We start from the raw sequence: 25,679 nt of genomic DNA on the forward strand, positions 1-25,679 counted from the left end.
ATTGTGGGCCAGGCCCGCCAGCAGGCACGAACGCGAGGTGAGCCCTGCCACCGGGGCTCACCTCTCCTTCCGTGCTCAGAGGATGATCGCCGCTCCTGCCGTCTTGTTGGTGGCCTCGTCGATGATGATGAACCCGCCGGTGGCGCGGTTGCGGCGGTACTCGTCGTGGAGCAGCGGGACCGTCGTCCGGAGCCGCACCCGGCCGATCTCGTTCAGGTTGAGAGCGGTGGCGGCCTCGTCGCGGTGCAGGGTGTTGATGTCGAGGCGGTACGTGAGGTCCTTGACGATGGCGCGGGCCGTGCGGGTGGTGTGCTTGACGGTGTACTTGCGGCCTGGTGCCAGGGGTGCCGACTCGTCCATCCAGCACACCAGCGCCTCCACGTCCTGGGAGACCTGTGGCGAGTTGCCCGGCCGGCAGATCATGTCGCCCCGCGAGATGTCGATCTCGTCCTCCAGCCGGACGGTCACGCTCATCGGCGGGTACGCCTCCGTGACCGGGCCGCTGGCCGTGTCGATCCCGGCGATCGTGGAGGTGAAGCCCGACGGGAGCACCATCACCTCGTCGCCCGGCTTGAGCACCCCCGAGGCGACCTGGCCTGCGTAGCCCCGGTAGTCGCGGGCCTCGCCGGCCTGGGACTGCGGCCGGATCACGTGCTGGACCGGGAACCGGGCATCGACGAGGTTGCGGTCGGATCCGATGTGGACATTCTCCAGGTGGTGCAGCAGCGAGGTGCCGGCGTACCAGGGCATGTTCTGGGAGCGCTCGACGATGTTGTCGCCCTTGAGCGCGGAGACCGGGACGACGGCGAGGTCGGGGACGTCGAGCTTGGCGGCGAAGGCGGTGAAGTCGGCTCGGATCCGCTCGTACACCTCCTCCGACCAGTCGACCAGGTCCATCTTGTTGACGCACAGCACCATGTGCGGGACGCGCAGCAGCGAGCACAGGAACGCGTGCCGGCGCGACTGCTCGACCAGCCCCTTGCGGGCGTCGACCAGAATCAGCGCCAGGTCAGCCGTCGACGCACCCGTAACCATGTTCCGCGTGTACTGAGTGTGCCCCGGGGTGTCCGCGATGATGAACTTCCGCCGGGGCGTGGCGAAGTACCGGTACGCGACGTCGATCGTGATGCCCTGTTCGCGTTCGGCGCGCAGGCCGTCTGTCAGGAGCGCGAGGTCGGTGTAGTCGTCGCCGCGGGCCGTGCTCGTGGCCTCGACGGCGGCGAGCTGGTCCTCGAAGATGGACTTCGAGTCGTAGAGCAGGCGGCCGATCAGCGTCGACTTGCCGTCGTCCACCGAGCCTGCCGTGGCGAAACGCAGCAGGTCGGGTGCTGACTGATCCATAGTGGTCATCTCTAGAAGTACCCTTCCCGCTTGCGGTCTTCCATCGCCGCTTCCGATACCCGGTCGTCGCCCCTGGTCGCGCCCCGCTCCGTGATCCGCGTGGCCGCGACTTCTGCGATCACGTCCTCGACAGTCACCGCGTCGGAGCGGACGGCGGCTGTGCAGGAGGCGTCGCCGACTGTCCGGTACCGCACGCGGGCTGTGAACGGGGTCTCGCCCGGCCTGGCCGGCAGGACCTCGTGGACGCCGTAGAGCATGCCGCCCCGGTCGACGACCTCGCGCTCGTGGGCGAAGTAGATGTCCGGGAGGGCGATGTTCTCGCGGCCGATGTAGTGCCAGACGTCGAGTTCCGTCCAGTTCGACAGCGGGAACACGCGGATCGACTCGCCGGGTGCGACGCGGGCGTTGTAGAGGGACCAGAGCTCCGGGCGCTGGTTCTTCGGGTCCCACTGGCCGAACTCGTCGCGGAACGAGAACACCCGCTCCTTCGCCCGGGCCTTCTCCTCATCCCGCCGCGCACCGCCGAACAACGCGTCGAAGCGGTACTTGTCGGCCGCTTCCAGCAGTACCGGAGTCTGGATCGCGTTGCGCATGCCCGACGGCGGTTCGGTGACGAGCCCCCGGTCGATGCCGTCCTGCACAGAGGCGACGATGAGCTGGGCGCCGGCCCGGCTCGCCGTGGCGTCGCGGAAGTCCAGTACTTCCTGGAAGTTGTGGCCGGTGTCCACGTGCATCAGCCCGAACGGGATGCGGGCCGGCCAGAAGGCCTTCTGCGCGAGGTGGACCAGGACGATGGAGTCCTTGCCGCCGGAGAACAGCAGCACCGGCCGCTCACACTCCGCCGCCACCTCGCGGAAGATGTAGATTGCCTCGGATTCGAGAATGTCCAGATGAGACTCAGTGTGCACGGCTGCCGTCCAGGATCAGGTCGGGTTCATTGACAGGCCGCTCCGCGCGTACCACCCGGCGGAGCAGCGGCCCGGTCATCGCGGTGGTGACCAGGGCCATGATCACGAACATGACGAACAGGACCGGGGTGAGCACGCCCAGCTGGAGCCCGAGGTTGAGCACGACCAGCTCGGTCAGGCCCCGGCAGTTCATCATCACGCCGAGCGCAGTGGCCTCCCGCGCGCTGCCACCGGTCGCCCTGGCCGCGATCCAGGTACCGGAGAGCTTGGTGGTGACGGCCACCACGACGATCACCGCGCACACCAGCCACTGGCCGGCTCCGGCGAGCGAGCCGACACTGGTCTTCAGGCCGACGGTCGCGAAGAACAGCGGCAGCATGAACCAGAGCGTCACGCCCTCGATCTTGCTGGTCAGTTCCGTGATGAGCGCCGAGTCGCGCGGCATCACCACTCCGGCGAGGAACGCGCCGAAGATGGCGTGCACGCCGATCTGCTCCGTGGCCAGCGCCGAGGCGAGGACCAGGCAGACCAGGCCGGCGTAGAGGGCGACGCGCGGGGTGTGGTTGCGTTCCGCGCGGGCGACCACCCGGGCGACGAGCGGGCCGACCACCCAGAACATGACGGCCGCGAAGACCAGCACGTACACCATGGACAGCACCGCTGACATGACCGACGTACCGCGCACGATCGCGATCACGACGGCCAGCAGGCACCAGGCCGTCACGTCGCCGATGCCCGCAGCCGTCATCCCGGTCGCGCCGAGCGGGGTACGCAGCAGGTTCTGCTCGGACAGGATGCGGGCGAGTACCGGGAACGCCGTGATGGAGAACGACAGGCCGACGAAGAGGATGAACGGCAGCCCGTCCCCCGGCAGCCACCACGCCATGCCGACCCCGGCCAGGAACGGCAGCGCGATCGAGGCGTGCCCGACGATCACACCGCGCGCACCACTGCTGCGCAGCGCTCCCGGTGCCAGCTCGGTACCGACGAGGAACATGAAGAACACCACGCCGAACTGGGCCAGCGCGTCGAGGTGCGGGACGATCAGCGGCGGGAACAGTGCCTTCATCACGCCGGGTGCGAGCGCGCCGAGCACCGACGGGCCGAGGACCAGCCCGGCCACGATCTCGCCGACCACCCGGGGCTGGCCGAGCCTGCGGGCGAGTGCGCCGCCGAGGGCAGCCGCGGCGACCACGATGGAGGTCGCGATCAGCAGCCGGTACACGATCTCGCCGTTGCCCTTGCCCGGTGCGGAGGTGAGGGTGGTGTCACCGGAGGCCAGCCACGCCACCAGGAGAACGGCGAGGGCGATGGGCACGGCGACCACCAGGAAGTAGACGCCCAGATATCGTCTCATTGGCTCCGATCCCTCTACTATGGTCAGTCGTGGGCAGACTCGCAGTGGTTTCCGGCGGTGGCACCGGCATCGGCAGGGCCGTCGCCGCCGCACTCGCCGCCGAAGGTTCCGAGGTCGTGGTCGTGGGCCGCCGCCCAGAGCCGCTCGCCGCCGTAGCGGCCGGGCTGCCCGGGGTCAGGGCCGTCACCGCCGACCTCACCGACCCGGCCCAGGTGGCCAGGGCAGCCAAGGAGATCGGCGGGCCGGTCGACGTGCTGGTGAACAACGCCGGCGGCAACTTCGCCCCGGCCCCGCCCGAGCCCGGCGACCTGGAGACCCTGCGCGCCCAGTGGCTGGCCAACGTGACCGGCAACGTGCTGCCGGTCGTGCTGCTCACCGAGGCGCTGCTGCCGGTGCTGTCCCGTCCCGGCGGCCGGATCGTGACGATCACGTCCGTCGCGGCGTTCCGTGGCCCGGCGACCTACGGCGGGTCGAAGGCCGCGCTGCATCCGTGGTCCGCCGAGCTGGCCGCCCGGCTGGCCCCGGAAGGCGTCACCGTGAACGTGGTCGCGCCCGGTTACATCCCGGAGACCGAGTTCTACGGCGAGCGGATGAACGCCGAGTTCCACGCCGGCCGGTCCGCGCAGTCGCCGTCCGGCCGGGGCGGTACCCCGGCGGAGGTCGCCGCGACCGTCGCGCACCTGGCTAGCCCCCTCGCCGGCTTCCTGACCGGGCAGATCATCCAGATCAACGGCGGGGCGATTCCCGGCAGGGGATGACAGGTTCCCCCGGCCGTCCACGGTGATGGCCGGCCGGGAGTTCGCGGCGGGAGCAGGCACGTCAGCCGATCCGCTTGCGGGCCTCGGCGACCACCCGCATGGTCAGTACCGACGAGGAGCCCAGGTAGGTGGCTGGGTCGAAGATCTCGTCGAGTTCCTCGCGGCTGAGCCGGGCGAGCAGGATGCCCAGCTCGGTGTCTGCGGCCCTGGTCAGTTCCGCGGCCAGCTCGCGGACCTCGATGCCCCGGTCGGCGGCCTGCTGCGTGAGGTCGTAGACGTACTCGTGGGCGTGCTGCTTGCCAGCCGTCCGGCCGAGCGCCAGCATCAGGCGTTCCGACATGACGTTGCCGGTCATGACCTCGACGTTGCGGGCCAGCCGTCCGGTGTGGACGATCAGCCCGGTGACGCTCTCCAGGACCATCTGGCAGGCGGCCAGGCTGTAGTGGGACACGTCCGGCACGGCGGCCCACTCGATCCGCAGCGCCCGCGCGTCCCGCTCGTGGTCGCCGATCATCGCGGCCAGCGTGGCGCCGGCCGCGGCCGCTGCGAGCCGGGCCATGACGACGACCTGCTCGCAGCGTTCCGGGTTCCGCTTGTGCGGCATGGTGCTGCTGCCGACCTTGCCCGGCCGCCACGCCTCCTCCAGCTCGCCGAACTCCGGCCGGACCAGTGTGCGGATCTCGTCGGCGATCCTGGCCATCGTGCCGGCCACCATCGCCATGAACCCGGCGAACTCCGCCACCCGGTCCCGCGCCACGTGCCAGCCGGTCGCAGGCACGCCGAGCCCCAGCCGGGCCGCGAACCGTTCGAGCAGCTCGGGACCCTGGTCACCGAAGCCAGCCATCGTGCCGGCCCCGCCGAACAGCTGGGCGGTCAGGACGCGCTCGCGCAGCTGGCCCAGGCGCTCGGTGTGCCGGAGCAGCTCGTCGATCCAGCTCGCGAGCTTCAGGCCGAAACCCATCGGCAGGGCCGGCTGGGCGTGGGTCCGGCCGAGGGCCAGGGTGCCCGCGTGCTGTTCCGCCAGGTCTGCCAGGCGGGCGATCACCGCGTCGAGCAGCGGGCGCAGCGCGTCGAGCACGTCCCGGATCTCCAGGGACTGGCCGGTGTCCTGGATGTCCTGCGTAGTCGCTCCATAGTGGATCCACTGCCCGGCCTCCGGCCCGCACGCCGCCTCGAACACGCGCAGCAGGCCGACGAGCGAGTGCCCGGACTTCTCGATCTCCTCCTGGACGGCGTCGAGGTCGACCAGGTCCACCTTGGCGCTCGCCGCGATCCGCTCGGCCATGTCGGCCGGGATGATGCCCAGCTCGGCCTGGGCCAGCGCCAGGGCTGCCTCGATGTCCAGCCAGCGCTGGTTGCGGCAGACGTCGCAGAAGATCTCCCGGCTCGCCGGGGTCGCGTACCGGTTGCCATAGAACCGTGAGTCTGTGATGTGCCCGCGTTCGTGGCGGCACTGGGCGGCGTGCATGACGGACCTCCGGGGGAAGGGTGCGGGGCTAACGGGTGGGCGTGGTCAGGTACGGGCACTGGCCGTACGGCGGGGCAGCCGGGTCGACCGTGCGGCTCGCGGCCAGCTGGAGTGCGGCCTCGCGGGGCGGGAGCGAGTACCGGCGGGACGTCTCGGCGACCTCGCCGACCAGCTCGCGCATCATCTGGGCGAGGTTGCCGAGTACCTGCCGGGCGCTGGGGGCCTGACGCGGGGCGAACAGCGCCTCCATCGAGGCCGAGCCGCCGATGCCGCCGATGAAGTCGGGTACGACGAACACGCCCCGGGTGTGCAGGGCGTCCTCCGCGTCCTCGCTCAGCCCGCAGTTGGCGCCGACCACGACGGCGGCGAACGGCGGGCCGGCGGTGTGCGCTGCGCTCATCGCGTCCTTCACAGCGGCCAGGACCAGCACGTCGGCAGGCATCTCGAACACGGCGTTGGAGCGCATGCGCACCCCGGGCGTGTTGAGCTGCGGTACGGGCATGCCGGGCGGGCTGGACAGCATCCCGGCGATGTCAAGCCCTGCCGGATCGACCACGCAGCCGTACTCGTCGGCGACGGCGACCAGCTTCACGCCCTCCTCCAGCAGCGTGCAGGCCGCCGCCCGGCCGAGGTTCCCGAAGCCCTGCATGGCAGCGGTGACCTGGCCGGTGACCTCGGCAGCGCGGGCCGCCCCGATCACGGCGTGCCCGACGGCGTGCCCGGCGCGGCGCTGGCTGAGGGTCATCAGGCCGACCTGGTCGCGCAGCCGGGCCATCCGGTTGAAGAACTCCTCATCCGTGAGCCCCTGCGCCTTGCGGATCGCGTACTTCGTGGACGGCACACCGGCGGCTGCGGCGAGCTGCTGGAGCTCCTGCCACTCGGTACCCATGTCCGGCCCCATGCTGAACCGGTCGCGCAGCTCGTCGCGCAGGAACGTGAGGAAGCGGCCCAGCGCGCCCGACCGGCCCGCCGAGCGCGGGTTGTAGTCGATACCGCACTTGGCGCCGTCGACGTTGAGGCCGAGTATCCGCTGTTTCAGGGTCATCCGGCTGGCCAGCACGGACAGTTCCCCGCCGGTCAGCCCGGCCTGTGCCCGGCAGCCGCCAGCGGCGAGCTGGCTGTCCGTCGCGTCGTAGGCCAGCCAGCCGCGCAGCCCGTCCGCCGGGTCCACGTATTCCAGGATCTTGGTCATGGCAGCGTCTCCAGATCTCTATGGGAGGGCGAGCAGGTCGCGCAGGGTGACCAGGCCGGCGGGCAGGCCGCCGTCGACGGCGAGGACCGCGCCGTGCTCGGTGACCAGCGCTGCGGCCGTCGAGGCGAGCTGGCCGCAGCCGGCCACCGGCAGCTGGGCTGTCATGTGCGCGGCGACCGGGTCGGTGAGCTGGATGCTGCCGGTGGCCAGGCCCTCGGCCAGCCCGGCCTCGGAGACCGTGCCGGTGATCTCGGCGAGCCGGACCGGCGGCGGGGCGGCGGAGACGGGCAGGTGGCTGAGCCCGGTCGTCCGCATGACCTTGATCGCCCCGGCGATGCTCTCCTGTGGATCGACGGTCACGAGTTCCCTGGCCACGTCGCCGAGCCGGGTGCCTTCGCCGGGCTCAGCCTCGAAGCCGAACCGGCGGACCCAGCCGTCGTCGAAGATCTTCGAGAGGTAGCCGCGGCCGGAGTCGGGGATGACGACGACGATCACGTCACCGGGGCCTGCCTGGGCGGCCACGCGCAGGGCTGCGGCCACGGCCATGCCGCCCGAGCCGCCGGTCAGGATGCCTTCCTCGCGGGCGAGCCGCCTGGTCACGGTCACGGAGTCCAGGTCAGAAACAGCCAGGATCTCATCTGGTACGGCCGGGTCGAACGAGCCGGGGAAGGTCGGCTGGCCCACGCCCTCCACGTGGTACGGCCGGCCGCCGCCCCCGGTGTAGACGGAGCCGTCCGGGTCGGCGCCGATCACGCGTACCCGGCCGCCGGACACCTCCTTGAGGAACCGGCCGGTACCCGAGATCGTCCCGCCCGTCCCCACCCCCGCCACGAGGTGCGTGATCCGCCCGTCGGTCTGCGCCCACAGCTCGGGCCCCGTCGCGGCGTAGTGCGAGGCGGGGTTGCTGAGGTTGTGGTACTGGTCGGGCCGGAACGCGCCCGGGATCTCCTCCGCGAGCCGCGCCGAGGTGGCCCGGTAGGACTCGGGGTGGTCGGGGTGCCGGGCGGCCGGGCAGATCACGACCTCGGCGCCGTAGGCCCGCAGTACCGCGATCTTGTCGGCCGAGACCTTGTCGGGCACGGTGAACACGCACCGGTACCCCTTCTGCTGCGCGACGAGCGCCAGCCCGACACCGGTGTTGCCCGACGTGGGCTCCACGATGGTGCCGCCCGGCCGCAGGTGCCCGGCGGCCTCGGCGGCCTCGATCATGCGGAGCGCGATCCGGTCCTTGGCCGAGCCGCCCGGGTTCGCCGACTCCAGCTTGGCGAGCACGAGCGGCTCCAGCCCGCTCGTCACGGAGCGGAGCCGGACCAGCGGCGTGCCGCCGATCAGGTCGATGACCGAGTCGTGGTACTGCATGGTGGCCCTTTCAGATGCGGCGGTATGCGGTGATGTGCTTGAGGCTCGTGCGGACCTCGATGACGGCGGGCCCGCCGGAGCCGAGCGCCTTGGCCAGCGCCGGGCGGATCTGCTCGGTGCTGTCCACGCGCAGCCCGAGTGCCCCGAAGGCCTCGGCGAGGCGGGCGAAGTCCGGGTTGGCGAGGTCGGTGGCGATGATCCGGCCGGGGTGGTGGAGTTCCTGGTGGAGCCGGATGGTGCCGTAGCTGCCGTTGTTGGCCACGATGACGACCAGCGGCAGGCGGCGGGCGCACGCGGTGATCAGCTCTCCGGGGTTCATGACGAAGCCGCCGTCGCCGATGACGACCACGGTCGGCGTGCCGTCGCTCCGCAGCGCCGCCGCGACGCCGGCCCCGACGCCGAAGCCCATCGAGCTGGAGCCGAGGCCGAGCAGGCGGCCGCGCTCGCCGAGCCGCACGTACCGGTAGGCCCAGCTGGTGAAGGTGCCGGAGTCGACGACGAGGTTCAGGTCGCCGCCGGTCTGCTCGCCGAGTTCGGCCATCACCGCGCCGAAGACGACGCCGTCGGCTGCCTCGGCTGGCTCCCAGACGGCCTTGTCGGCTTCGAGCTGGTGCAGCCGGGCCGTCCAGCCGTCCTCAATGGACGATGGCTCCCAGGTGGCCATCTCGGCGAGGAACGCCGCCGGGCTCGCGTCGACGCCCAGGTCGACCGGGTGCCAGGAGCCGATCCGGGCCGCGTCGGGATAGACGTGGACGAGGCGCTGGCCGGCACCGGGGAAGGAATGGTCCTTTGTGGTCACTGAGTCCAGGCGGGTGCCGACCGCCAGGACCAGATCGGACTCGAGGAAGGCACTGAGCTGGCCGGACTGCGTGGCGTTGTGGAGCATCCCGGCGTAGGACGGGTGCTGGCCGGGCAGCAGGTGCTGGTGCTTGTTGCTCGTCACGACCGGCAGGCCGTGGCGTTCCGCGACCTTGCGGATCAGCTCACGGCCCTCGGGGTTGCTGAGCCGGCCGCCGGCGAGCAGCAGTGGCCTGCAGGCCTGGGCCAGGAGCCGGCGCGCGAGCCGCAGCGAGGCACCGCCGGGCAGCGTGGCCCCCATCGCGGCCTGCGCCGACGGCACGCCGATCGGGTCCTCGCGGGCCAGAACGTCCTCGGGGAGGGTGAGGATGACCGGGCCGGGCGTGCCGGACTCCGCGAGCCGGAACGCCCGCGCGGCAAGGGAAGCAGCCGCTGCCGGGTCGTGCAGCGTCCAGGCCGCCTTGGCGATGCCGCCGAAGAACCGCCCGCTGTCGAGGCTCTGGAAGACCTCCTGGTCGATCTCCGCCTCGGCGACGCCGCCGACCAGGAGCAGCAGCGGCGTGCCGTCCTCGGCGGCGGCGTGCACGGCCACGGCGGCGTTGGCGGCGCCCGGCCCCCGGCTGACCAGGCAGACACCCGCCCGGCCGGTGAGCTTCGCGTCGGCCACCGCCATGAAGGCAGCCGAGCCCTCATGGCGGCAGGTCACGACGTCGATCCCGGAGTCGTGCAGGGCGTCGAGCACCGGCAGGTAACTCTCCCCCGCCACGCAGAACACCCGGTCCACGCCGTGCCCGGCCAGGCTGGCGACCAGAGTCTGTGCTGTCGTCGGCACCCCGCACACTCCTTCGTTACTTCTTCGGCGGCTGGTAGGCGGCGGTCGCGGTCTGCGGCGGCCAGATGATCGCGGAGTCGTCGAAGCTCTGCTGGTAGGTCTGGTACTGGAGCAGAGCCAGCTCCGGCGCGACGTGGTGCCAGTGCGCGGGCCCGTGCTCGAACCGGATCGGCCCCTGCCACGTGTCGAACTCCATCGACTCCAGCGCGTCGAGCAGGTCCTCACGGCTGTCCGAGCGGGCGGCCTCCAGCGCTGCGGCGATGATGGTCACGTCGGTGAAGTGGGTGAGCGCGGTGTCGGGCGGGAAGGAGCCGTAGCGCTCGGTGTACCGGTCCACGAACCACCGCCCGATGTCGGTGATCCCCTGCCACGACGGCCGGTACCGCATGCCAGGCCACATCGTGCCCACGCCGGCCTCGCCCGACAGCCGCCAGAAGTCCTCGGAACGCAGCGGGAAGCCGAAGGTGACCATCATCGGGATGTCCGGGATCAGCCCGACCTCGGTGGCCTGCTGGACGATCATGTAGTTCGTCTTGATGACCGCGCCGTTGATGAACAGGTCCGGCCCGAAGTCCTTGATCGCGCGCAGCTGCTCGCGGAAGTCCTCGGTGTCGTCCTGCGGGAAGTCGAAGCGGATGAACTCCATGCCGTGCTTCTGCGTGCCGTACTCGACCAGCGTGTCGGCCATCATCGCGCCGAACACCGTGTCGGCGGCGATCAGCCCGATCCGCCGCATCCCCTGCGCCGCGGCGAAGTCCAGCATCACCGGGACCCGGTCGGCGATGGTGAAGTACGCGCGGAAGACGTTGCGCCGCTTCTGCGCGGTGATGGTGCTGTGGCCGTTCTCGACGAAGACCGGCACGTCGTAGCGGCTGAGCACGTCCACCACCCACGGCGTCGTGCGCAGGTGCCACTGGCCGACAGCCGCGACCACTCCGTCGACCAGCGCGGCCTTGGCCGCCTGGGCCGCCGACGAGCGGGCCATGCCCTCCTCCGCGGCGGTCTCCTGGTCGTTGTAGAGCACGAACTCGATACCCCGGCCGCCACGCACGCCGCCGTGCTCGCGGACGTACTCCGCGGCCAGGCACGCACCGCGCACGACCAGCTCGCCGGCCGTGGGGTCACCCGGCCCGGTGAGCGGGGTGATGATGCCGATCCGCACCGGGTCGTCCCCGGCGAACTTGTTGGCCTCTTCGACGTTGGCCCGTGCCCGGTCCTCGTGTGTTCCCTCGGGAGTGGTCATCTGTCCTCCTCTGACAGTCCGAATCCGGCCAGGTAACCCGCGAACCGCTCGTCGAGCAGCTCCCGGCTCAGGCCGAACTCCCCGGCGGTGTATTCGTGCCGGGGCGGCTTGGAACCAGCGCTGGGCGCCATCTGTGCCCTCGCGTCCCGCGTCAGCTCCACGCCGATGAATTCGCAAACCTTTTCCGCCGTACCCATCGGGTCGCGCACCAGATCGGCGTAACGCACGTCGAGCACCCCGGCCTCCGGCCTCAGGCCCGGCAGGACGCGCTCGGCCTCGGCCAGCCAGTAGGCGCCGATCTCGCGTTTGTCCACAGTGTCCGACCGGGCCGCCCGGACGACGGCGGTCAGGCTCGACACGCTCGGCAGGCACACGGCCGGGGAGCGGTGCATCCGGATCACCTTCGCGCCCGGGTACACGGCACGCAGCTCGTCCAGGTGCCACAGGTGCGACGGGCACTTGAGCACGACCGGCGCGCCCTCCGGGGCCGGCCGCCGCCACAACAGCGCCCGCAACTGCTCCCGGTGGTACTCGAACGCGGGGACCATCGACTGGGTACGCAGCCACGCGGTGTAGGACGGGATCCTGTACCGCAGCGCGTAGATCGGGTCGCGGAAGGAGTTGGCCGTGAGCCGGTGACACTCCTCCGGGAGCCGCGCGTCGAGGTGGTGGATGGCGCGGAAGGCCGGAGCGGCCCGGTAGTACTCAGCGATGTAGTCCTCGCACGCCGCGATCAGAGCGGCCTCGGGACCAGGGTCGGCTGGCGTCATCAGCTCCCACAGCTCCGGCGAGCGCAGCCCAGGATGCCCGGCCAGCAGGTGCTGGAGGAAGGTCGTGCCGGTCCGCAGCAGCCCCGTGATGAACACCGGCCGCACGGGCAGCTCCGCGATCTCGGGATGGGCCGCGTACAGCGCGCCGAGGTGAGCCTGGCCGGCCAGCGCGTTCTTGAACGCGGCCCGGGCCCTGTCCCGCCCGGCGGGGGTCAGGTTCGCCTCGCTGTCCACCGCGGACACCAGTTGTTTGAGCTCCTCCAGGTACCGGAAAGGCCCGTGAGGGTCGAGATCCGTCATGTCCGCCCCTTCAGCCATTGCCCGCGACACGCCCTATCGACGTAAGCCAGTGTCGCAATGGGACCTGACTATCGGCTGACCTCGAACTGATATCGATGGGTTTCCCGCGTGCTGACCCAGGGCTGACAGGGCGCTGACCTGGGCAAACTTGTCATTGCGACGGCTTTTTGACTGTGCGATAACTCAAGGGAGACCGCCGAGGGAATGGACTGACCATGACGGAAACCATCACAACGTCCGACCTGGCACTGGAGGCCATCCAGCGGTTCAGCGCGGCAGACAACCCCAGCTCGTTCCTCGCGGTGAACGAGGGCAACAGCTACTTCCAGATACCCGGATCGCCCGGCGTCATCGTGTACCGGACGGTCGGCGACTACATCGTCCAGTTCGGAGGGCCGTTCGCCCCCGAGGCCGACCTCCGGCCGCTGCTGGCAGCTTTCGTGGCGCACGCCAAGGAGCAGGGCAAGGAGATCGTGGGCGTGCAGCTCCAGGCCAAGGAGGCCCAGCCGTACCTGGAGCAGGGCTTCGTGGTCAACCAGATGGGCGCGTCCTTCGCGCTGCGGCTGGCCGACCACACGCTCAAGGGCACCCGGTACATGCAGCTCCGCAACAAGATCCAGCGGGCGCTGCGTTCCGGGCTGACGGTGAGCGAGGTGCCGTTCGCCGAGTGGGAGAAGCGGGTACGCGAGCTCGACGCGAGCTGGCTGACCCTCAAGGGCGGGGCCAAGCCGCTGGAGTTCCTGGTCGGCCAGACCGGCGGGCGCTACCAGCACATGCGCCGGCTCTTCGTCGCCCACCGCGGCGAGGACCTCGTCGGCTACATCTCCTACTCCCCCGTCTACGGCACCCGGCCCGGCTGGATGCACGACCTCAGCCGCCGCGAGCCCGACTCACCGCCCGGCGTGATGGAGGCGGTGAACAAGCACGCTATCGAGGTCTTCCAGTCCGAGGGCGCCGAGTGGCTCCACTTCGGATTCACCCCGTTCACGGAGCTGGAGTCGCAGCCGAGGCACGAGGGCCGCAGCCTGGCCTTCCACTGGTTCATGTCACACCTGTGGGCCAACGGCTCGATGGTGTACCCGGCGCAGACGCAGCTCGCGTACAAGGAGAAGTGGAAGCAGGACGTGGTGCTGGGCGAGTACATCGCGTTCACCGGCAAGGCCAGCATCCCGGCGCTCGTGCACATCTTCCGCGCCTGCAACGCCGTCTGACCACTATGGAGGCTGAACTGATGACAGAGCAGGAACGGATCGAGGCGGCCGGGCAGAAGGTGTTCGAGATGTTCGGCGCGTGCGCCGCCGCCCCCGACGACAAGGAACTCGGCCGCCAGGCCGACGAGGCCCTCGCCGAGCTGGAGGGCCTGCTGCGGGCCTGACTGCGAGAACGCCGGGAGTCCTGGTCAGCGGCCGATCTGCTCGTAGCGGACCAGGGCCTCCCGGTAGGCGTCGGGCTTGAGGCTCACGCCGCCGGAGTACGGATGGTTGATCTGGAGCACCAGGAAGATCATGTACGCGACGCCGGCCGCGCCGATCGCGAGCAGCCCGTAGTGCAGCAGCGTGGCCGGGCGGCCGACGAGCGTGATGACCGTCAGCGTCACGAGGCCAGCCCCGACCATGAGCGCCAGGATCGGCGGGGGCACCTGGGCGTCCTTCTGGGCCAGGCGATCGCGGCGCGCCACGTACACGTCGCGCAGCCTGGCCGTGGTCTCGGCCTTGGCCGCGCGGGCCGGCTCGCCGTCGGCCTGCATCTGGTAGACGTGCAGGCGGAGGCCGTCGAGCTGGCGGACCGTCGGCTCGCTCGCCCGGCGATCCCGCATCGCCGGCCACTCGGCGTCGATCACCGAACGGGTGTACGCGACCACCTCGCCGCGCACCCGGTCCCGGTCGGCCTGGGCCAGGCCCTGCGCGGCGAAGTAGGTGTCCTTCAGCGCGCTCGCCTCGGTCAGCGAGGCCTTACGGGCCGCGTTCAGCTCGCCCACCGCGTTGACCGCGAGGAACGCGAACGAGAACACGAACAGCCCGGACACCGCGCCGACCGCCATCTCCACGCCCTTGGGCATCGCGATCGGCTCACCCTCCTGCCGGCGGGACAGGAGGTGCGAGACGGCCACCACGACGACAGCGCCCAGGAACATCACGAGCAGCGAAGAAGAGAGCATTGCCCTATTTTGCGGTACCTGCTCCGCTGCGCGCGGGAGGCGCCGCCCTAGATCTCCACGGCGCTGATCGTGAACGGTGCGGCGGCGGTGCCGTTGCGGCCGGCGACGAACTGCGAGTTGACCAGCAGCATCCGGCCGCCCAGCCAGGCCACAGTGGTCGGCGTCTGCTCGGTGTCGCGCTGCCAGCGCCGGGCCAGCTCGAAACCGCGCAGGTCAGCGGGCAGCGTGAACTCCGACAGGTAGAACTCCAGGCCGTCAGCGGTCTCGGCGTTGTCGCAGGCGTAGAGCTTGCCGCCGAGCAGCACCAGCCCGTCGGCGCTCACCTGGCCGTCCAGCTTCTCCGCCGACCGGCTGGCGATGTCCACCCGCCACAGCACCTCGGTGCCCTGGGCTGCCACGAGCAGGACGGTGTCGTCCAGGGCCGGGACGATCCCGTTCAGGTACGGCGTCAGCTCGGCCTCGCCCAGGTCCAGCCACTCCTCGGCCTCGCCGATCTCCGCGTCGGAGCCACCCAGCGCGAACCGCCAGATCACCGGGCGCTTCGAGTCCGTGACATAGGCGTAGCCGCCCGCGACACACACGTCGTTGAGCAGCGTCTCGGCGGCCGGTACCTGGCGGCGGGCCACGAGCTCGCCGCTCGCCGTGTCGTACCAGAAGACGTAGCCGCTCTCGGACCCGCACACGATCAGCCGGCCGTCACCGGTGACCGTCAGGCCGAGCGCGTTGCCCCGGCCGTCCGCGCCGCCCGGCTGCCACACCTCCAGCTCAGGCTGGCCGATCCGGCCACGGAAGATGGTGCCCTGGCGGGCGCTGGAGACGTAGAAGGTCTCGCCGTCCGGGTCAGCGGCGATCCCCTCGGGATGCACGTTCTCGCCCGGTAGCAGGTAAGTGTCGATCACGCCCGGATGCTATCCAGCCTGGCAACCGTATTCGCCTCGTAGCCGGGTTCCATGGCCGCCGTCCATACTTTCGGCCCTGGCCGAAACACGTTGATCGCCCAGCCGGGCCTGGGGATAGTCCGCCGCTGTCGCCTGCGCAGCGGGGGTAGCTGCCACCGTCACCTCCGCAAGCCCGGCTTTCGCCACGCCTACGGGCTGCTCGGCCGCCCGCTACAACACGACAACGGCCATCGCTTACTGCAGCGGCGGGACAGGCTCCTACCGTGTGTCCGTGGTCTGCGACTATCCGTCTGGCGTGTCCGACGTGAAAAAGGGCGGCTGGGTGACCAAGGGCAACTACTCCTACGCGCAGTGCTACAACGCCACCTTCGGCGGCCTGGGCACCCCCGGCATCTGGCGCGTCGAGTTCTGATCGGCGGCCAGCCCCGGTACGGCGACGTGGCCGGGGCAGGCCCCCGCTCGTAACACTTGGATAACCCCTGGTCAGTACGGGTGACTGATTCGGCGATCGCGCGACATCGCCGTACCTTGTGCCCGTATTGGCCGTCAGTAAGGTCCTCCGGAGTTCCGTCTATCACTACCCCTCCGGTGGACTCATGAAGCGCTTCTATGCCGGCGCGGCCCTCGCTGGGCTCGCAGCCAGTACGCTCGCCCTCGCCGTGCCAGCTCCGGCGCTGGCCGAGACCCCGGCCGCCACGCCGGCCGACCTCGCCGTCGGCATCAAGGCCCGCCAGCTCGTGGTGGACTCCAACGGGAAGACGTTCTTCCTCGAGGTACAGAACAAGGGCGGCACCACCGCGAAGAACGTGAAGGTCGTCATCGACCTCGGCCAGCTCGGCCCGGACGTGGTCGCCGACCTGCCCGGCACGTCCTGCACGGGTGACCGGGCCGCCTACGTCTGCGAGCTGGGCGACCTCGAACCCGGGTACCTCGACGGCAACCTCGGCGTGAACCTGCGGCCGGCCTCACCGGACGCCCCGCTCGGGCGGGCCGGGAAGCTGACCGCGACGATCAGCTCCGACTACCACGAGGACATCGAGCACAAGGGCGACAACTCCACGACGTACAGCGTGGACCTGGCAGCCCCCGGCATCGACTACGGCGTGCTGGCAGGCAACCTGACCGGCCTGGCTCCCGACACCGACACCGAGCTGTGGATCGCCGTCGACAACAACGGCTCCCAGACCGGCTCGGGGCTCTCCCTGTCGCTCACGCTGCCGGAGCACGTCGTGTTCAGCCAGGAGGTGCAGGGCTGCTCGTACACGCAGATGCGCGCTGCGGTCTGCGAGTGGTCGTCCTACCTGGACAGTGATGGCGCCGAGCAGCCGATCGTGCTGGACGCTGGCAGCAGCTTCGACACGCTTGTCTTCGGCCTGAAGGTCCGCGCGACCCCCAGCGCCCCAGCGAACACGAACCTCGGTGCGGCCACGGTGACCGTGGGCGCGTTCGGCGAGTACAAGCCAGCCCGGGTGCCGTCGGAACTGACCGGCGACACCAAGGTCAGCAAGGCGAAGGTGACCGGCAAGCAGGTCGACCGCGACAAGGTCGACAACTCGGCCCGCTTCACCCTGACCACCGGCGCCGCGAACGCCGACCTGGCCGTGACAGCGGCCGGGATCACCGGCGCCGCCGGCCAGACCGTCAAGACCACCGCCGAGATCACCAACCACGGCCCGTGGGACAGCCCGGCGGGCGGCGCGCTGGCCTTCCTCAAGCCCGAGGGCACGGAGCTCGTGTCCGGCCCGGTCACCCTGCCGGCCATCCCGGCCGGCGGCAAGGCCACGCTGGAGTTCAGCGTGAAGATCCTTTCCGCGGGTACCAAGGCCGGGTCCGTCACCGTCACCGGCGCGCACCCCGACAGCCAGCAGGCCAACAATTCCGCCGAGGTCGGCCTGAAGGTGACTCCGGCTCCGGTCGTGCCCACGCCGTCGGCCAGCCCGTCGGCCACGGCTACCGCGACTCCGGCCGTTTCCCCCTCCGCCGTCCCGGTGCGGGAGAGCGAGGCGCCCGTGGCGAACCCGGGGACCACGCTTCCGGTGACCGGTACGCAGATCATGGCCATCGCCGCTGCCGGAGCCGTGGCCCTGGCCGGTGGTGTGCTGCTCGTGACGGCGGCCCGCCGCCGCCGGTCCGTCCACACGCGACTGCCCGAGTAGCCAGCGCAGCGCGCGTCAGCGGCGGAACTACTCCGCGTCTTCCCGTCCTTCGTGAAGCCGCCGGAGCAGTTTCGCCGCGACGGCGTTCCCGGCACCGGCCGCCTCACGCAGCCAGTGCTCAGATTCGCGCTTCTTGCCCTGCCCGGCGAGCAGGTCGCTCAGGTTGAGCATCGCGCCGCTGTTGCCCTGGCCAGCGGCCTGCCGGAAATACGCCTCTGCTTCGCTGGCCCGGCCCTGCCGGTGCAGCAGCCGGCCGAGCGCGTTCGCCCCGTGCGAGTTACCGGCCTCGGCGGACTTCCTGAACCACGGCTCGGCCTCCGCCGTCCTGGCCTGGTCGGACAGGAGGCTGCCGAGCCAGTACGTCGCGAAGCCGTCGCTGGTGCTGGCGGCTTTGCGCAGCCACTCCTCGGCCTCGGCGAGCCTGCCCTGCCGTTCCAGGAGCCGCCCGAGATTCGACTGTGCGTAGATGTTGCCGGTGGCGGCGCCCTCAAGCAGCCAGCGTTCGGCTTCCTCCAGCCGGCCCTGGCGGTCGAGGAGCCGGCCGAGGTTGGTCATGGCGTACACGTCGCCCAGTCCGGCCGCCTCCAGGAACCACCGCTCTGCCTCGTCCAGCCGGTCGTCGTCGCGCAGCATGACGGCCAGGCGCGCCATCGCGTACGTGTCACCGGACCCGGCAGCCTTCCGCAGCCACTCCTCCGCCTCGGCGAGCAGCCCCCCGTCGTCCAGCTGCCTGCCCTGCTTCTCCAGGAACCGGCCGAGCGTCACCTCGTCGTACGGGTCGCCGGACGCGGCGGCCCGCCGTAGCCAGTGCTCGGCTTCCGCCACCCGGCCCTGGCTGTCGAGAAGCCGGCCGAGGTTGAGCATCGCGTACGTGTAGCCGGTGTCCGCGGATTCCAGGAAGTACTGCTCAGCCTCCCCTGCTCTGCCCTGGTCCCTCACCAGCTGGCCGAGACTCGTCTTCGCGTACGTGTTCCCGGCCCCGGCCGCCTTCCGCAGCCACTCTTCGGCCTCGGTGAGCAGGCCCTGGTCGCCCAGGTGCCTCCCCTGCTTCGCGAGGAACTGGCCAAGGCTCGACTCCCCGTAGGCGTCACCGGAACCGGCGCCCTCCCGCAGCCACCGTTCGGCCTCCCCGAGCCGGTTCTGGCGTTCCAGGAGCCGGCCGAGCCTGGTCATCGCGAACGCGTCGCCCCGGCCGGCCGACTCCAGCAGGCACTGCTCGGCCTCGTCCTTGCGCTCCAGGCGTTCCAGGAGGAGCCCGAGGCTCGTGTTCGCGAACGTGTCACCGGCACCGGCCGCTTTCCGGAGCCACTGCTCGGCCTCGGCTAAGTCGCCCCGCTTCTCGAGGAAGAAGGACAGCCGGTTGATGGAGTAGATGTCGCCGGCCCCGGCGGCCTTGCGCCACGCCGTCTCGGCCACGGCCGGGTTGCCGGTGTTGTTGGCGATGAAACCGATCCTGCCCAGGTGGTACCGGTCCGCGATGCCGATCACCGCAGGCCAGACAGCGTCGGCGATCGGGACTCCGGCCAGCGGGCTCGGCGGCTCGGCCGAGCGGTCGAGCAGGTAGTCGGCGGCCGAGTACGTGGCATCGGGCAGCGGGGTCAGGCACGAGCTGGTCGGCGTGCCCGCGAGCGGCCGGCACGCGTGTCCCAGGGCCTGGCCGATGCTCGGCAGGTCCGCGCGGCGCAGCGCGACGGGCAGGTAGCCGGGCGCGAGGGCGTGCAGGGTGGCCGCCGGGATCGGCTGGTCGTACCCGGCCCGCCGGCAGTCGATGGCCGCGCTGATCGCCGCGCGGCTCAGGTGCGCCTCGGGCGTGTCGCCGGCCGCCCAGTGGTCCATCATGGCCGGACCGGCGATCAGGTGCTCGCCGAAGCCGGTACCGGAGGCCACCGCCGTGCTGATCCGCGTGTCGCCCCGCTGCGCCCGCGCCTGCACGGTCACGGCCCGGTCGCGTTCGGCCGGGCTGAGCTGCTTGCCGAGCCTGACCAGCCGGCCGGCCTGCTTGAGCTGGTGGGCGAGGCGCGCGCCGGGCCGCTCGGCTCCGGCCGCCCGGTCGTGGCCGGAGCCCGACTCCGCGTCCAGCAGCCCGGTCAGCTCGTCCTCGCGGATCGTGGCGATCACGGCGACGTCGGAACGGCCGTGCGGGCACAGCCGTTCGAGCAGTGCCTCGTCAAGGCCGGACGAGCCGAGGAAACGTTCCAGGTCGTCGAGCCAGACGACGGCGTCGCGTGGCCGGAATCCGCCGTCGAGCAGCGCACGCAGTGCGCCCTGGTGCGAGGGGACGAGCAGTGTGCGGCCGGCGAGCAGCGGGGTACGGAGCAGCTCGGCCGCCGCCCGGGTCTTGCCTGCCGTCGCCGGGCCGTGCAGGACGAGCATGCCGCCGGCGCTGGCCAGGTCGACGAGCACGGCGTCCTGGTCGCGGCCCACGTACCCGGTGAGGCCGAACCGTGCCGTGTCCAGCGGCTGCTTGACCCCGAGCTCCACCGGGTCCAGCGCGCCGGCCAGCGGCGCCCGGCCCGCCGTCGTGAACCGCAGGTGCGCCGACAGGTCCAGCTCGGCGCGGGCCGGGACGGCCTGGCGGTACAGCACGGCAAGAGCGGTACCCGCCGCGATCAGCATCGACACGATGGAGGCGACCTCGTTGCCGAGCGTCGTACCCCGCCGGAGCACCAGCCAGGCCATCGCGCCCAGGAGGACAGCGCCGGCCGCCGCTAACACGAATCGCCACCATCCGGCACGCACAGCCATCACGCCATTGTGGACCACCCTGCGGTAGACCTCTTAGGTGGACTGGCGGATGGTCAGGTGCGTGTCGAGCACGACGGCTGGCCGGTCAGGCGCGGTGCCAGCGATGCGGTCGAGCAGCAGGCGCACAGCCGCCGTCCCCATGGCCTCGACCGGCTGGTGCACGCTGGTCAGTGGCGGGTCGGCGTGCTCGGCGATCACCGAGTCGTCGAAGCCCGCCACCGCGACGTCGCCGGGCACTGCCCGGCCGAGAGAGCGCAGGACACGTAGCGCCCCGGCCGCCATTGGGTCGGACGCGGCGAACACCGCGTCCAGGTCCGGCGCGGTGTCCAGCAGCTCGCGGAGGGCCGCCGCGCCACTGGCCTCGCTGAAGTCACCGTAGGCGACCAGGTCAGCGGGCAGCCCGGCCGCCGCCAGCGCTTCGGTGGCTCCAGCCAGCCGGGCGACGCCTACGGCCATGTCCTGCGGCCCGGCGAGGATGCCGATCCGGCGACGCCCGGACGCGGCCAGGTGTTCGACGGCGAGCCGCGCGCCACCGGCGTTGTCGGCGTCCACATAGGCCGCTGGCGTGGTCAGGGGCCGCCCGATCAGCACGGCCGGCACGCCACGGCTCTCCAGCTCGCCCGGCAGCGGGTCCTCGCCGTGCAGTGAGAGCAGGATGACCCCGTCGACGTGCTGGCGGGTGAGGTAGTGACCCAGCCTGCGGCGGTCCTGGGCGATGGCCAGCAGCAGCTGCACCTCGGAGTCCCTGAGCCCGGCGGAGACCCCGCGTACCACGCGGCCGAAGAACGGCTCGGTGAAGAAGCGCTCCTCGGACTCGGGCACGACCAGGGCCACGGAGTCGGTACGCCGGGTGACCAGCGAGCGGGCCGCCCGGTTCGGGATGTAGCCCAGCTCGGCGATCGCGGCGTTGACGGCGGCGCGGGCCTGCTCGCTCGCGCGGGGCGAGCCGTTGATCACGCGGGACACCGTGCCACGGCCCACGCCGGCCCGGCGCGCCACCTCCTCCAGGGTGGGTCTCTCCTTCATCCTGCCATCACACCACGGGACCGGATGACCGCCGCGTACCAGCGCGCGCTGTCCTTCGGGATCCGCCGCTGGCTGGCGTAGTCCACGTACACCAGCCCGAAGCGCTTCGAGTAGCCGAAGGACCATTCGAAGTTGTCCATCAGCGACCAGGCGAAGTAGCCGCGCAGGTCCACGCCGGCCTCGATCGCCTGCTGGCAGGCGCTGAGGTGCCCGGCCAGATAGGCGATCCGGTCGTCATCGTGTACGCCGGAAGCGGCCACCTCGTCCGCGAACGCAGCCCCGTTCTCCGTGACGTACAGCGGCACGGCGGGGTACTCCTTGTGCAGCCGGGTAAGTACCTCCGCCAAACCGCCGGGATCGATCTCCCATCCCATGTCCGTGACGGGCAGCCCCCGTGATCCAAAGCGCACCGGCTGCCCAGGGAAAGCCGCCGCCCCGGATGATGGGACCCCTGATGCTGCTATAGCAGCATCAGGGGTCCCACTACTGACTGTGTGCGCGGTGTAGTAGTTGACGCCGAGGAACCCGATCGGGGTACCGATGACGGCGAGGTCACCGTCCCGGACGTGCCGGAAGTCGGTGACGGCCGCCAGGTCCGCGAGCACGTCCGCCGGGTAGCCGCCGCGCAGTACCGGGTCGAGGAACAGCCGGTTCTGGAGGCCGTCGACCCGGCGGGCGGCGTCGGGCTCGCCGTGGACCGGGTACAGGTTGAGGGTGAGCCCGGCCCCGGGCAGCTGGGCGGCCGCGAGCCCGTGACCGAGCAGCAGGTGGTGTGCGGCGCGCACGGCCGCCTCCCCGTCGGCCCGGCCCGGGGCGTGCTCGCCGCTGGCGTATCCGAGGAAGGCCGAGCACCACGGCTCGTTCAGCGTCGTCCAGCGGGAAACGCGGTCGCCGAGCGCCCCGGCCACGAGAGCGGCATAGTCGGCGAACCGGTACGCGGTGTCCCGGGCGGGCCAGCCTCCGCTGTCCTCGAGGGACTGCGGGAGGTCCCAGTGGTACAGGGTCGGCCACGGTTCGATGCCGTGTTCGAGCAGCGCGTCGATGAGCCGGGCGTAGAAATCGAGGCCGGCCTGGTTCGCCGGGCCGGTGCCGCCGGGCTGGATCCGTGGCCAGGCGATCGAGAACCGGTACCCGGTCAGGCCCAGGTCCGCCATCATCGCCACGTCCTCCCGGAACCGCCGGTAGTGGTCCGCGGCGAACTCGCCGGTGTGACCGGCGTGCACCTTGCCCGGGGTACCGGAGAAGGTGTCCCAGATGGACGGGCCACGGCCGTCAGTGCGGGCAGCCCCCTCGACCTGGTAGGCGGCTGTCGCCGCGCCCCACACGAACCCGTCAGGGAAACTCACGATTTCACAGCACCTTCCGTGATTCCGCCGATGATCTGGCGGCCGAACACGAGGAACACGAACAGCAGTGGCAGGGTGGCGATCGCGGTGGCCGCGAACACCTGGGCGTAGTCGGTGTAGTAGGCGGTGGCGAGCAGGCTGAGTGACAGCTGCACGGTGGGCGTGTCGGGATCGAGCACGGCGAAGGACCAGAGGAACTCGTTCCACGTCTGCATGAAGGTCAGCAGGCCGAGCACTGCGGCGGCCGGGCGCAGTGCTGGCAGCACGACCGACCAGAAGATCCGCAGCGTCGAGGCGCCGTCGATGATCGCGGCCTCGATGAGCGAGTCCGGGATGGCCGACGCCGCGTACTGCCGCATCATGAACACCCCGAAGCCCGACACGAGGAACGGCACGATCACCGCCTGGAGCGTGCCCTGCCAGCCGAGCCGCACCATCAGCATGTACAGCGGGATGATGCCGAGCTGGGTGGGCACCATCATCGTGCCGACAATGACGAGCAGCAGCGCGCTTCGGCCCCGGAACCGCAGCTTGGCGAAGGCGAACCCGGCGAGCGAGGAGAAGAACACGACCGACACGGTCACCACCGCCGACACGATCAGCGAGTTGACGAGCCCGTAGAGGAACGCGGCGTGCTCGTTCGCGAAGGCACGGCCGGCGTTCTCGCCGAACGAGCCTCCGGGCAGCAGTGGCGGCGGCACGTCACTGATCACGTCGTTGGTACGGGTGGCGACGACGAACATGAAGTACAGCGGGAAGGCCGAGAGCACGCAGGCGGCGATCAGTGCCAGGTACGTCAGGCTGTTCTTCCTGATCATCGGGCCGCCCTCCTGACCAGCAGCGCGTTGACTCCGGCCACGGCAGCGATCACCAGGAACAGCGTCCAGGCGATGGCGGAACCGTAGCCGTACTGGAACCGCTGGAACGCCGTCTCGTACATGTACATCGCGACCGTCTGGAACTGGCCGAGCGACCCGCCGAGCATCTTGCCGTTGCCGAACATCAGCGGCTCGGTGAACAGCTGGAGCCCGCCAATCGTGGAGATGATCACCGTGAACACGATCGTCGGCCTCAGCAGCGGTACCGTGATCCGCCAGAACTGCCGGGACCGTGAGGCCCCGTCGATCGCCGCCGCCTCGTACAGGTCACGCGGGACGGCCTGCATCGCGGCCAGGAAGATCAGCGCGTTGTACCCGGTCCAGCGCCAGTCGACCATCGTCGCGATCGCCAGCCACGAGCCGGCCCGGCTGCCCTGCCAGTCCACCGGCCCGGCGCCCGCCAGGCCGAGCAGCCAGTTGACCAGGCCGAAGTCGCGCGAGTAGAGCTGGGCGAAGACGATGCCGACGGCGGCGACCGACGTGACGTTCGGCAGCAGGATGCCCATCCGCAGCGCCGTCCGGGCCCGCAGTCCCCGGTTGAGCAGGCTGGCCAGCCACAGTGCCAAAAGAAGCTGCGGAACGGTGGCCAGCACGAAGATACCTCCCGTGTTGGCCATCGCGTTCCAGAAGTCCGGGTCGGACAGCAGGCCGGTGTAGTTGGCGAGCCCGACGAACTGGTGGCCGCCGATCAGGTGCCAGTCGTGCAGGGACACCCAGCCGGTGTAGAGGAGCGGGTACACCCCGAAGACCGCGAACAGCAGGAAGAACGGGGCGATGAGCAGGTACGGGGTGATCCGCCGCATGACCTACCTGGCTTCCTTCTTCGCGTCGGCGAGCGCCTTCGCCCAGGCGGCGTCGGGCTTGGCCTGGCCCTGCTCGACGCTCTGCAGCGCCGGCTCGAAGGCGCGTTCCTTGATGGCCTGGTGCTTCGGGCCGAGGTACACCGGCTTGAGGGCCTTCGCGCCGGAGCCGAAGATCTGCCCGACCGGGGCGTTGTTGAAGTACTCGTTCTTGTAGGCCCGGAACTCCGGGTCGTCGAGCGCCTTGACGTTCGACGGCAGCGGACCGGCCTTCTTGAACGCCGCGACCTGGCTCTTCGCGCTGGTCAGGAACTTGGCCAGCTCGGCGGCCTCCTTCGGGTGCTTGCTCTGCTTCGGCACTGCCAGCCACGAGCCGCCCCAGTTGCCGCCCCCGCCGGGCACAGCGGCGACGTCCCACTTGCCGGCGTTGTCCGCGCCGGAGTTGTTCCTGATGATGCCGAGCATCCACGACGGGCACGCGGTGACAGCGAAGCTGCCCTGCTTGAAGCCGGCCTCCCAGTCCTTGGACCACGTGGTCGCCCGGGCCGTCACCCCGTCGCTGATCATCTTCATGGACAGATCCCAGCTGCGCCGCACGGCCGGGCTGGACTCGGCGGCGAGGGCACCGGAGCGGTCGTAGAAGTTCGTGTCGCCACTCTGGAACATGATCGCGTTGAACGGCGTGGTCACCGAGTCCACGAAGCCCTTCGCCCCGGTGTTCGCGGCGGTGAACCGCTGCCCGGTCGCGATGAACTGCTCCCACGTCGGCCACAGCTGCGACACCGCTTCGCGGTCGGACGGCAGCCCGGCCTTCGCGAACAGGTCCCGCCTGTAACACATGGCCAGGCCGCCCACGTCGGTCGGCAGCCCGATCAGCTGCTTGCCGTCGGCGGTCGTCCCGCCCTCCCACTTCCAGCCGAGGAAGTCGTTCCTGAGGTCGCCGGCCCCGTGGTCGAACAGATTGACGAAGTTCTGCGACTGGGTCTTGAACTCGTTGAGGATGCCCTCCTCCAGCCCGACGACATCGCCGGCCCCGGTACCGGCCGCGAGCCACTGGGCCAGCTTCGGCTTGTAGTCGTCGAGCTTCTCCACCGACCGGATCTGCACGTGGATGCCGGGGTGGGAGCGCTCGTACTCCTTGATCAGATCGGCGTACCCGAAGTCGCCGAAGTAGTCGATCGTGATGGTGAGCTGGCCGGGCCTGGCACCGGAGTCGTTCTTCTTGCTGCAGGCCGAGCCGGTGGCGACCAGGGCGAGGACTGCGGCGGCCACGAGGGCGCGGCGCGCGAAGGTACGCATGTGGAAGTCCTTTCAACGAAGGGGAAGCGGGGTGCGGGGGTGCCGC

General features: G+C 70.8%; 21 protein-coding genes. 4 read left to right on the plus strand and 17 right to left on the minus strand.

The window, feature by feature from the left end; all coding sequences use genetic code 11:
- Positions 1 to 75: 75 nt before the first annotated feature.
- From A3G1_RS0104630 to A3G1_RS33160, 3 genes are read right to left on the minus strand one after another with little or no spacing between them, the layout of a single operon-like run.
- Positions 76 to 1,341, minus strand: coding sequence for a sulfate adenylyltransferase subunit 1 (locus A3G1_RS0104630; protein ID WP_018348297.1), 1,266 nt, complete (start codon positions 1,339 to 1,341; stop codon positions 76 to 78).
- 11 nt (positions 1,342 to 1,352) lie between these two features.
- On the minus strand, positions 1,353 to 2,249 hold the full coding sequence (gene cysD, locus A3G1_RS0104635) for a sulfate adenylyltransferase subunit CysD (protein ID WP_018348298.1): 897 nt from the start codon (positions 2,247 to 2,249) through the stop codon (positions 1,353 to 1,355).
- Positions 2,239 to 3,606: a cation:proton antiporter domain-containing protein gene (locus A3G1_RS33160; RefSeq protein ID WP_018348299.1), complete on the minus strand. Its 1,368-nt coding sequence runs from the start codon at positions 3,604 to 3,606 to the stop codon at positions 2,239 to 2,241. The genes cysD and A3G1_RS33160 overlap by 11 nt, the downstream gene beginning before the upstream one ends.
- Before the next feature lie 29 nt (positions 3,607 to 3,635).
- On the opposite strand from A3G1_RS33160, the gene A3G1_RS0104645 reads away from it, so the two are divergent.
- Positions 3,636 to 4,364: an SDR family NAD(P)-dependent oxidoreductase gene (locus A3G1_RS0104645; protein WP_026211814.1), complete on the plus strand. Its 729-nt coding sequence runs from the start codon at positions 3,636 to 3,638 to the stop codon at positions 4,362 to 4,364.
- Positions 4,365 to 4,425: 61 nt separating this feature from the next.
- Here A3G1_RS0104645 and A3G1_RS0104650 read toward each other — a convergent pair whose 3' ends face one another.
- The 6 genes from A3G1_RS0104650 to A3G1_RS0104675 are packed head-to-tail and all read right to left on the minus strand — an operon-like array spanning position 4,426 to position 12,326.
- Positions 4,426 to 5,832, minus strand: a complete 1,407-nt coding sequence (locus A3G1_RS0104650; RefSeq protein ID WP_018348301.1) for a class-II fumarase/aspartase family protein — start codon at positions 5,830 to 5,832, stop codon at positions 4,426 to 4,428.
- A gap of 28 nt (positions 5,833 to 5,860) precedes the next feature.
- Positions 5,861 to 7,024, minus strand: coding sequence for a Glu/Leu/Phe/Val dehydrogenase dimerization domain-containing protein (locus tag A3G1_RS0104655; RefSeq protein WP_018348302.1), 1,164 nt, complete (start codon positions 7,022 to 7,024; stop codon positions 5,861 to 5,863).
- Positions 7,025 to 7,042: 18 nt separating this feature from the next.
- Complete coding sequence (locus A3G1_RS0104660; protein WP_018348303.1) at positions 7,043 to 8,383, minus strand: cystathionine beta-synthase; 1,341 nt, start codon at positions 8,381 to 8,383, stop codon at positions 7,043 to 7,045.
- A 10-nt stretch (positions 8,384 to 8,393) separates the two neighbouring features.
- Positions 8,394 to 10,013, minus strand: coding sequence for a thiamine pyrophosphate-dependent enzyme (locus tag A3G1_RS0104665; RefSeq protein WP_018348304.1), 1,620 nt, complete (start codon positions 10,011 to 10,013; stop codon positions 8,394 to 8,396).
- A 16-nt stretch (positions 10,014 to 10,029) separates the two neighbouring features.
- Complete coding sequence (locus tag A3G1_RS0104670) at positions 10,030 to 11,256, minus strand: ABC transporter substrate-binding protein (RefSeq protein WP_018348305.1); 1,227 nt, start codon at positions 11,254 to 11,256, stop codon at positions 10,030 to 10,032.
- The gene (locus A3G1_RS0104675) at positions 11,253 to 12,326 is read right to left on the minus strand and encodes a sulfotransferase family protein (RefSeq protein WP_018348306.1); all 1,074 of its coding nucleotides are present in this window, start codon (positions 12,324 to 12,326) and stop codon (positions 11,253 to 11,255) included. The genes A3G1_RS0104670 and A3G1_RS0104675 overlap by 4 nt, the downstream gene beginning before the upstream one ends.
- Before the next feature lie 215 nt (positions 12,327 to 12,541).
- Between A3G1_RS0104675 and A3G1_RS0104680 the strand changes: the two genes are divergently transcribed.
- Together A3G1_RS0104680 and A3G1_RS41110 are read left to right on the plus strand one after the other, a co-directional pair.
- Entirely contained in the window at positions 12,542 to 13,537 is a 996-nt protein-coding gene (locus A3G1_RS0104680) for a bifunctional lysylphosphatidylglycerol flippase/synthetase MprF (protein WP_018348307.1), read from the plus strand.
- A gap of 20 nt (positions 13,538 to 13,557) precedes the next feature.
- Positions 13,558 to 13,701, plus strand: a complete 144-nt coding sequence (locus A3G1_RS41110) for a hypothetical protein (protein WP_169437539.1) — start codon at positions 13,558 to 13,560, stop codon at positions 13,699 to 13,701.
- Positions 13,702 to 13,725: 24 nt separating this feature from the next.
- Here A3G1_RS41110 and A3G1_RS0104690 read toward each other — a convergent pair whose 3' ends face one another.
- Together A3G1_RS0104690 and A3G1_RS33165 are read right to left on the minus strand one after the other, a co-directional pair.
- Positions 13,726 to 14,484 carry a bestrophin-like domain gene (locus tag A3G1_RS0104690; protein ID WP_018348309.1) on the minus strand — a complete coding sequence of 253 codons (759 nt, stop codon included), beginning with the start codon at positions 14,482 to 14,484 and terminating at the stop codon, positions 13,726 to 13,728.
- 47 nt (positions 14,485 to 14,531) lie between these two features.
- Positions 14,532 to 15,383, minus strand: coding sequence for an SMP-30/gluconolactonase/LRE family protein (locus A3G1_RS33165; protein ID WP_018348310.1), 852 nt, complete (start codon positions 15,381 to 15,383; stop codon positions 14,532 to 14,534).
- Between the two features lie 596 nt (positions 15,384 to 15,979).
- Here A3G1_RS33165 and A3G1_RS0104705 point away from each other — a divergent pair.
- Positions 15,980 to 17,539 (plus strand): LPXTG cell wall anchor domain-containing protein, encoded by a 1,560-nt coding sequence (locus A3G1_RS0104705; protein ID WP_018348312.1) that lies wholly within the window; start codon positions 15,980 to 15,982, stop codon positions 17,537 to 17,539.
- 27 nt (positions 17,540 to 17,566) lie between these two features.
- Here the strand turns inward: A3G1_RS0104705 and A3G1_RS0104710 are convergent, their stop codons facing one another.
- The 6 genes from A3G1_RS0104710 to A3G1_RS0104735 all read right to left on the minus strand — a co-directional run bounded on the left by A3G1_RS0104710 (position 17,567) and on the right by A3G1_RS0104735 (position 25,633).
- A complete protein-coding gene (locus A3G1_RS0104710) occupies positions 17,567 to 20,254 on the minus strand; it encodes a tetratricopeptide repeat protein (RefSeq protein ID WP_018348313.1) in 2,688 nt (895 codons plus the stop codon).
- A 63-nt stretch (positions 20,255 to 20,317) separates the two neighbouring features.
- On the minus strand, positions 20,318 to 21,310 hold the full coding sequence (locus A3G1_RS0104715; RefSeq protein WP_018348314.1) for a LacI family DNA-binding transcriptional regulator: 993 nt from the start codon (positions 21,308 to 21,310) through the stop codon (positions 20,318 to 20,320).
- On the minus strand, positions 21,307 to 22,656 hold the full coding sequence (locus tag A3G1_RS0104720; protein WP_018348315.1) for a GH1 family beta-glucosidase: 1,350 nt from the start codon (positions 22,654 to 22,656) through the stop codon (positions 21,307 to 21,309). The genes A3G1_RS0104715 and A3G1_RS0104720 overlap by 4 nt, the downstream gene beginning before the upstream one ends.
- Positions 22,653 to 23,474: a carbohydrate ABC transporter permease gene (locus A3G1_RS0104725; protein WP_018348316.1), complete on the minus strand. Its 822-nt coding sequence runs from the start codon at positions 23,472 to 23,474 to the stop codon at positions 22,653 to 22,655. The genes A3G1_RS0104720 and A3G1_RS0104725 overlap by 4 nt, the downstream gene beginning before the upstream one ends.
- A complete protein-coding gene (locus A3G1_RS0104730; RefSeq protein WP_018348317.1) occupies positions 23,471 to 24,337 on the minus strand; it encodes a carbohydrate ABC transporter permease in 867 nt (288 codons plus the stop codon). Before A3G1_RS0104730 ends, A3G1_RS0104725 begins: the two co-directional genes overlap by 4 nt.
- 3 nt (positions 24,338 to 24,340) lie before the next feature.
- Positions 24,341 to 25,633, minus strand: a complete 1,293-nt coding sequence (locus A3G1_RS0104735) for an ABC transporter substrate-binding protein (RefSeq protein WP_018348318.1) — start codon at positions 25,631 to 25,633, stop codon at positions 24,341 to 24,343.
- Between the last annotated feature and the right edge of the window lie 46 nt (positions 25,634 to 25,679).

The organism is Longispora albida DSM 44784 (genome assembly GCF_000379825.1).
Taxonomy (GTDB): Bacteria; Actinomycetota; Actinomycetes; order Mycobacteriales; family Micromonosporaceae; genus Longispora; species Longispora albida.

Bases quoted from the DNA above. Each gene is read 5' to 3' on its own strand.
- A3G1_RS0104630 (WP_018348297.1), bottom strand. From the start codon at position 1,341: ATGGATCAGTCAGCACCCGACCTGCTGCGTTTCGCCACGGCAGGCTCG.
- A3G1_RS33160 (WP_018348299.1), bottom strand. From the start codon at position 3,606: ATGAGACGATATCTGGGCGTCTACTTCCTGGTGGTCGCCGTGCCCATC.
- A3G1_RS0104650 (WP_018348301.1), bottom strand. From the start codon at position 5,832: ATGCACGCCGCCCAGTGCCGCCACGAACGCGGGCACATCACAGACTCA.
- A3G1_RS0104655 (WP_018348302.1), bottom strand. From the start codon at position 7,024: ATGACCAAGATCCTGGAATACGTGGACCCGGCGGACGGGCTGCGCGGC.
- A3G1_RS0104660 (WP_018348303.1), bottom strand. From the start codon at position 8,383: ATGCAGTACCACGACTCGGTCATCGACCTGATCGGCGGCACGCCGCTG.
- A3G1_RS0104670 (WP_018348305.1), bottom strand. From the start codon at position 11,256: ATGACCACTCCCGAGGGAACACACGAGGACCGGGCACGGGCCAACGTC.
- A3G1_RS0104675 (WP_018348306.1), bottom strand. From the start codon at position 12,326: ATGACGGATCTCGACCCTCACGGGCCTTTCCGGTACCTGGAGGAGCTC.
- A3G1_RS0104680 (WP_018348307.1), top strand. From the start codon at position 12,542: ATGACGGAAACCATCACAACGTCCGACCTGGCACTGGAGGCCATCCAG.
- A3G1_RS41110 (WP_169437539.1), top strand. From the start codon at position 13,558: ATGACAGAGCAGGAACGGATCGAGGCGGCCGGGCAGAAGGTGTTCGAG.
- A3G1_RS0104690 (WP_018348309.1), bottom strand. From the start codon at position 14,484: ATGCTCTCTTCTTCGCTGCTCGTGATGTTCCTGGGCGCTGTCGTCGTG.
- A3G1_RS0104705 (WP_018348312.1), top strand. From the start codon at position 15,980: ATGAAGCGCTTCTATGCCGGCGCGGCCCTCGCTGGGCTCGCAGCCAGT.
- A3G1_RS0104715 (WP_018348314.1), bottom strand. From the start codon at position 21,310: ATGAAGGAGAGACCCACCCTGGAGGAGGTGGCGCGCCGGGCCGGCGTG.
- A3G1_RS0104725 (WP_018348316.1), bottom strand. From the start codon at position 23,474: ATGATCAGGAAGAACAGCCTGACGTACCTGGCACTGATCGCCGCCTGC.
- A3G1_RS0104730 (WP_018348317.1), bottom strand. From the start codon at position 24,337: ATGCGGCGGATCACCCCGTACCTGCTCATCGCCCCGTTCTTCCTGCTG.
- A3G1_RS0104735 (WP_018348318.1), bottom strand. From the start codon at position 25,633: ATGCGTACCTTCGCGCGCCGCGCCCTCGTGGCCGCCGCAGTCCTCGCC.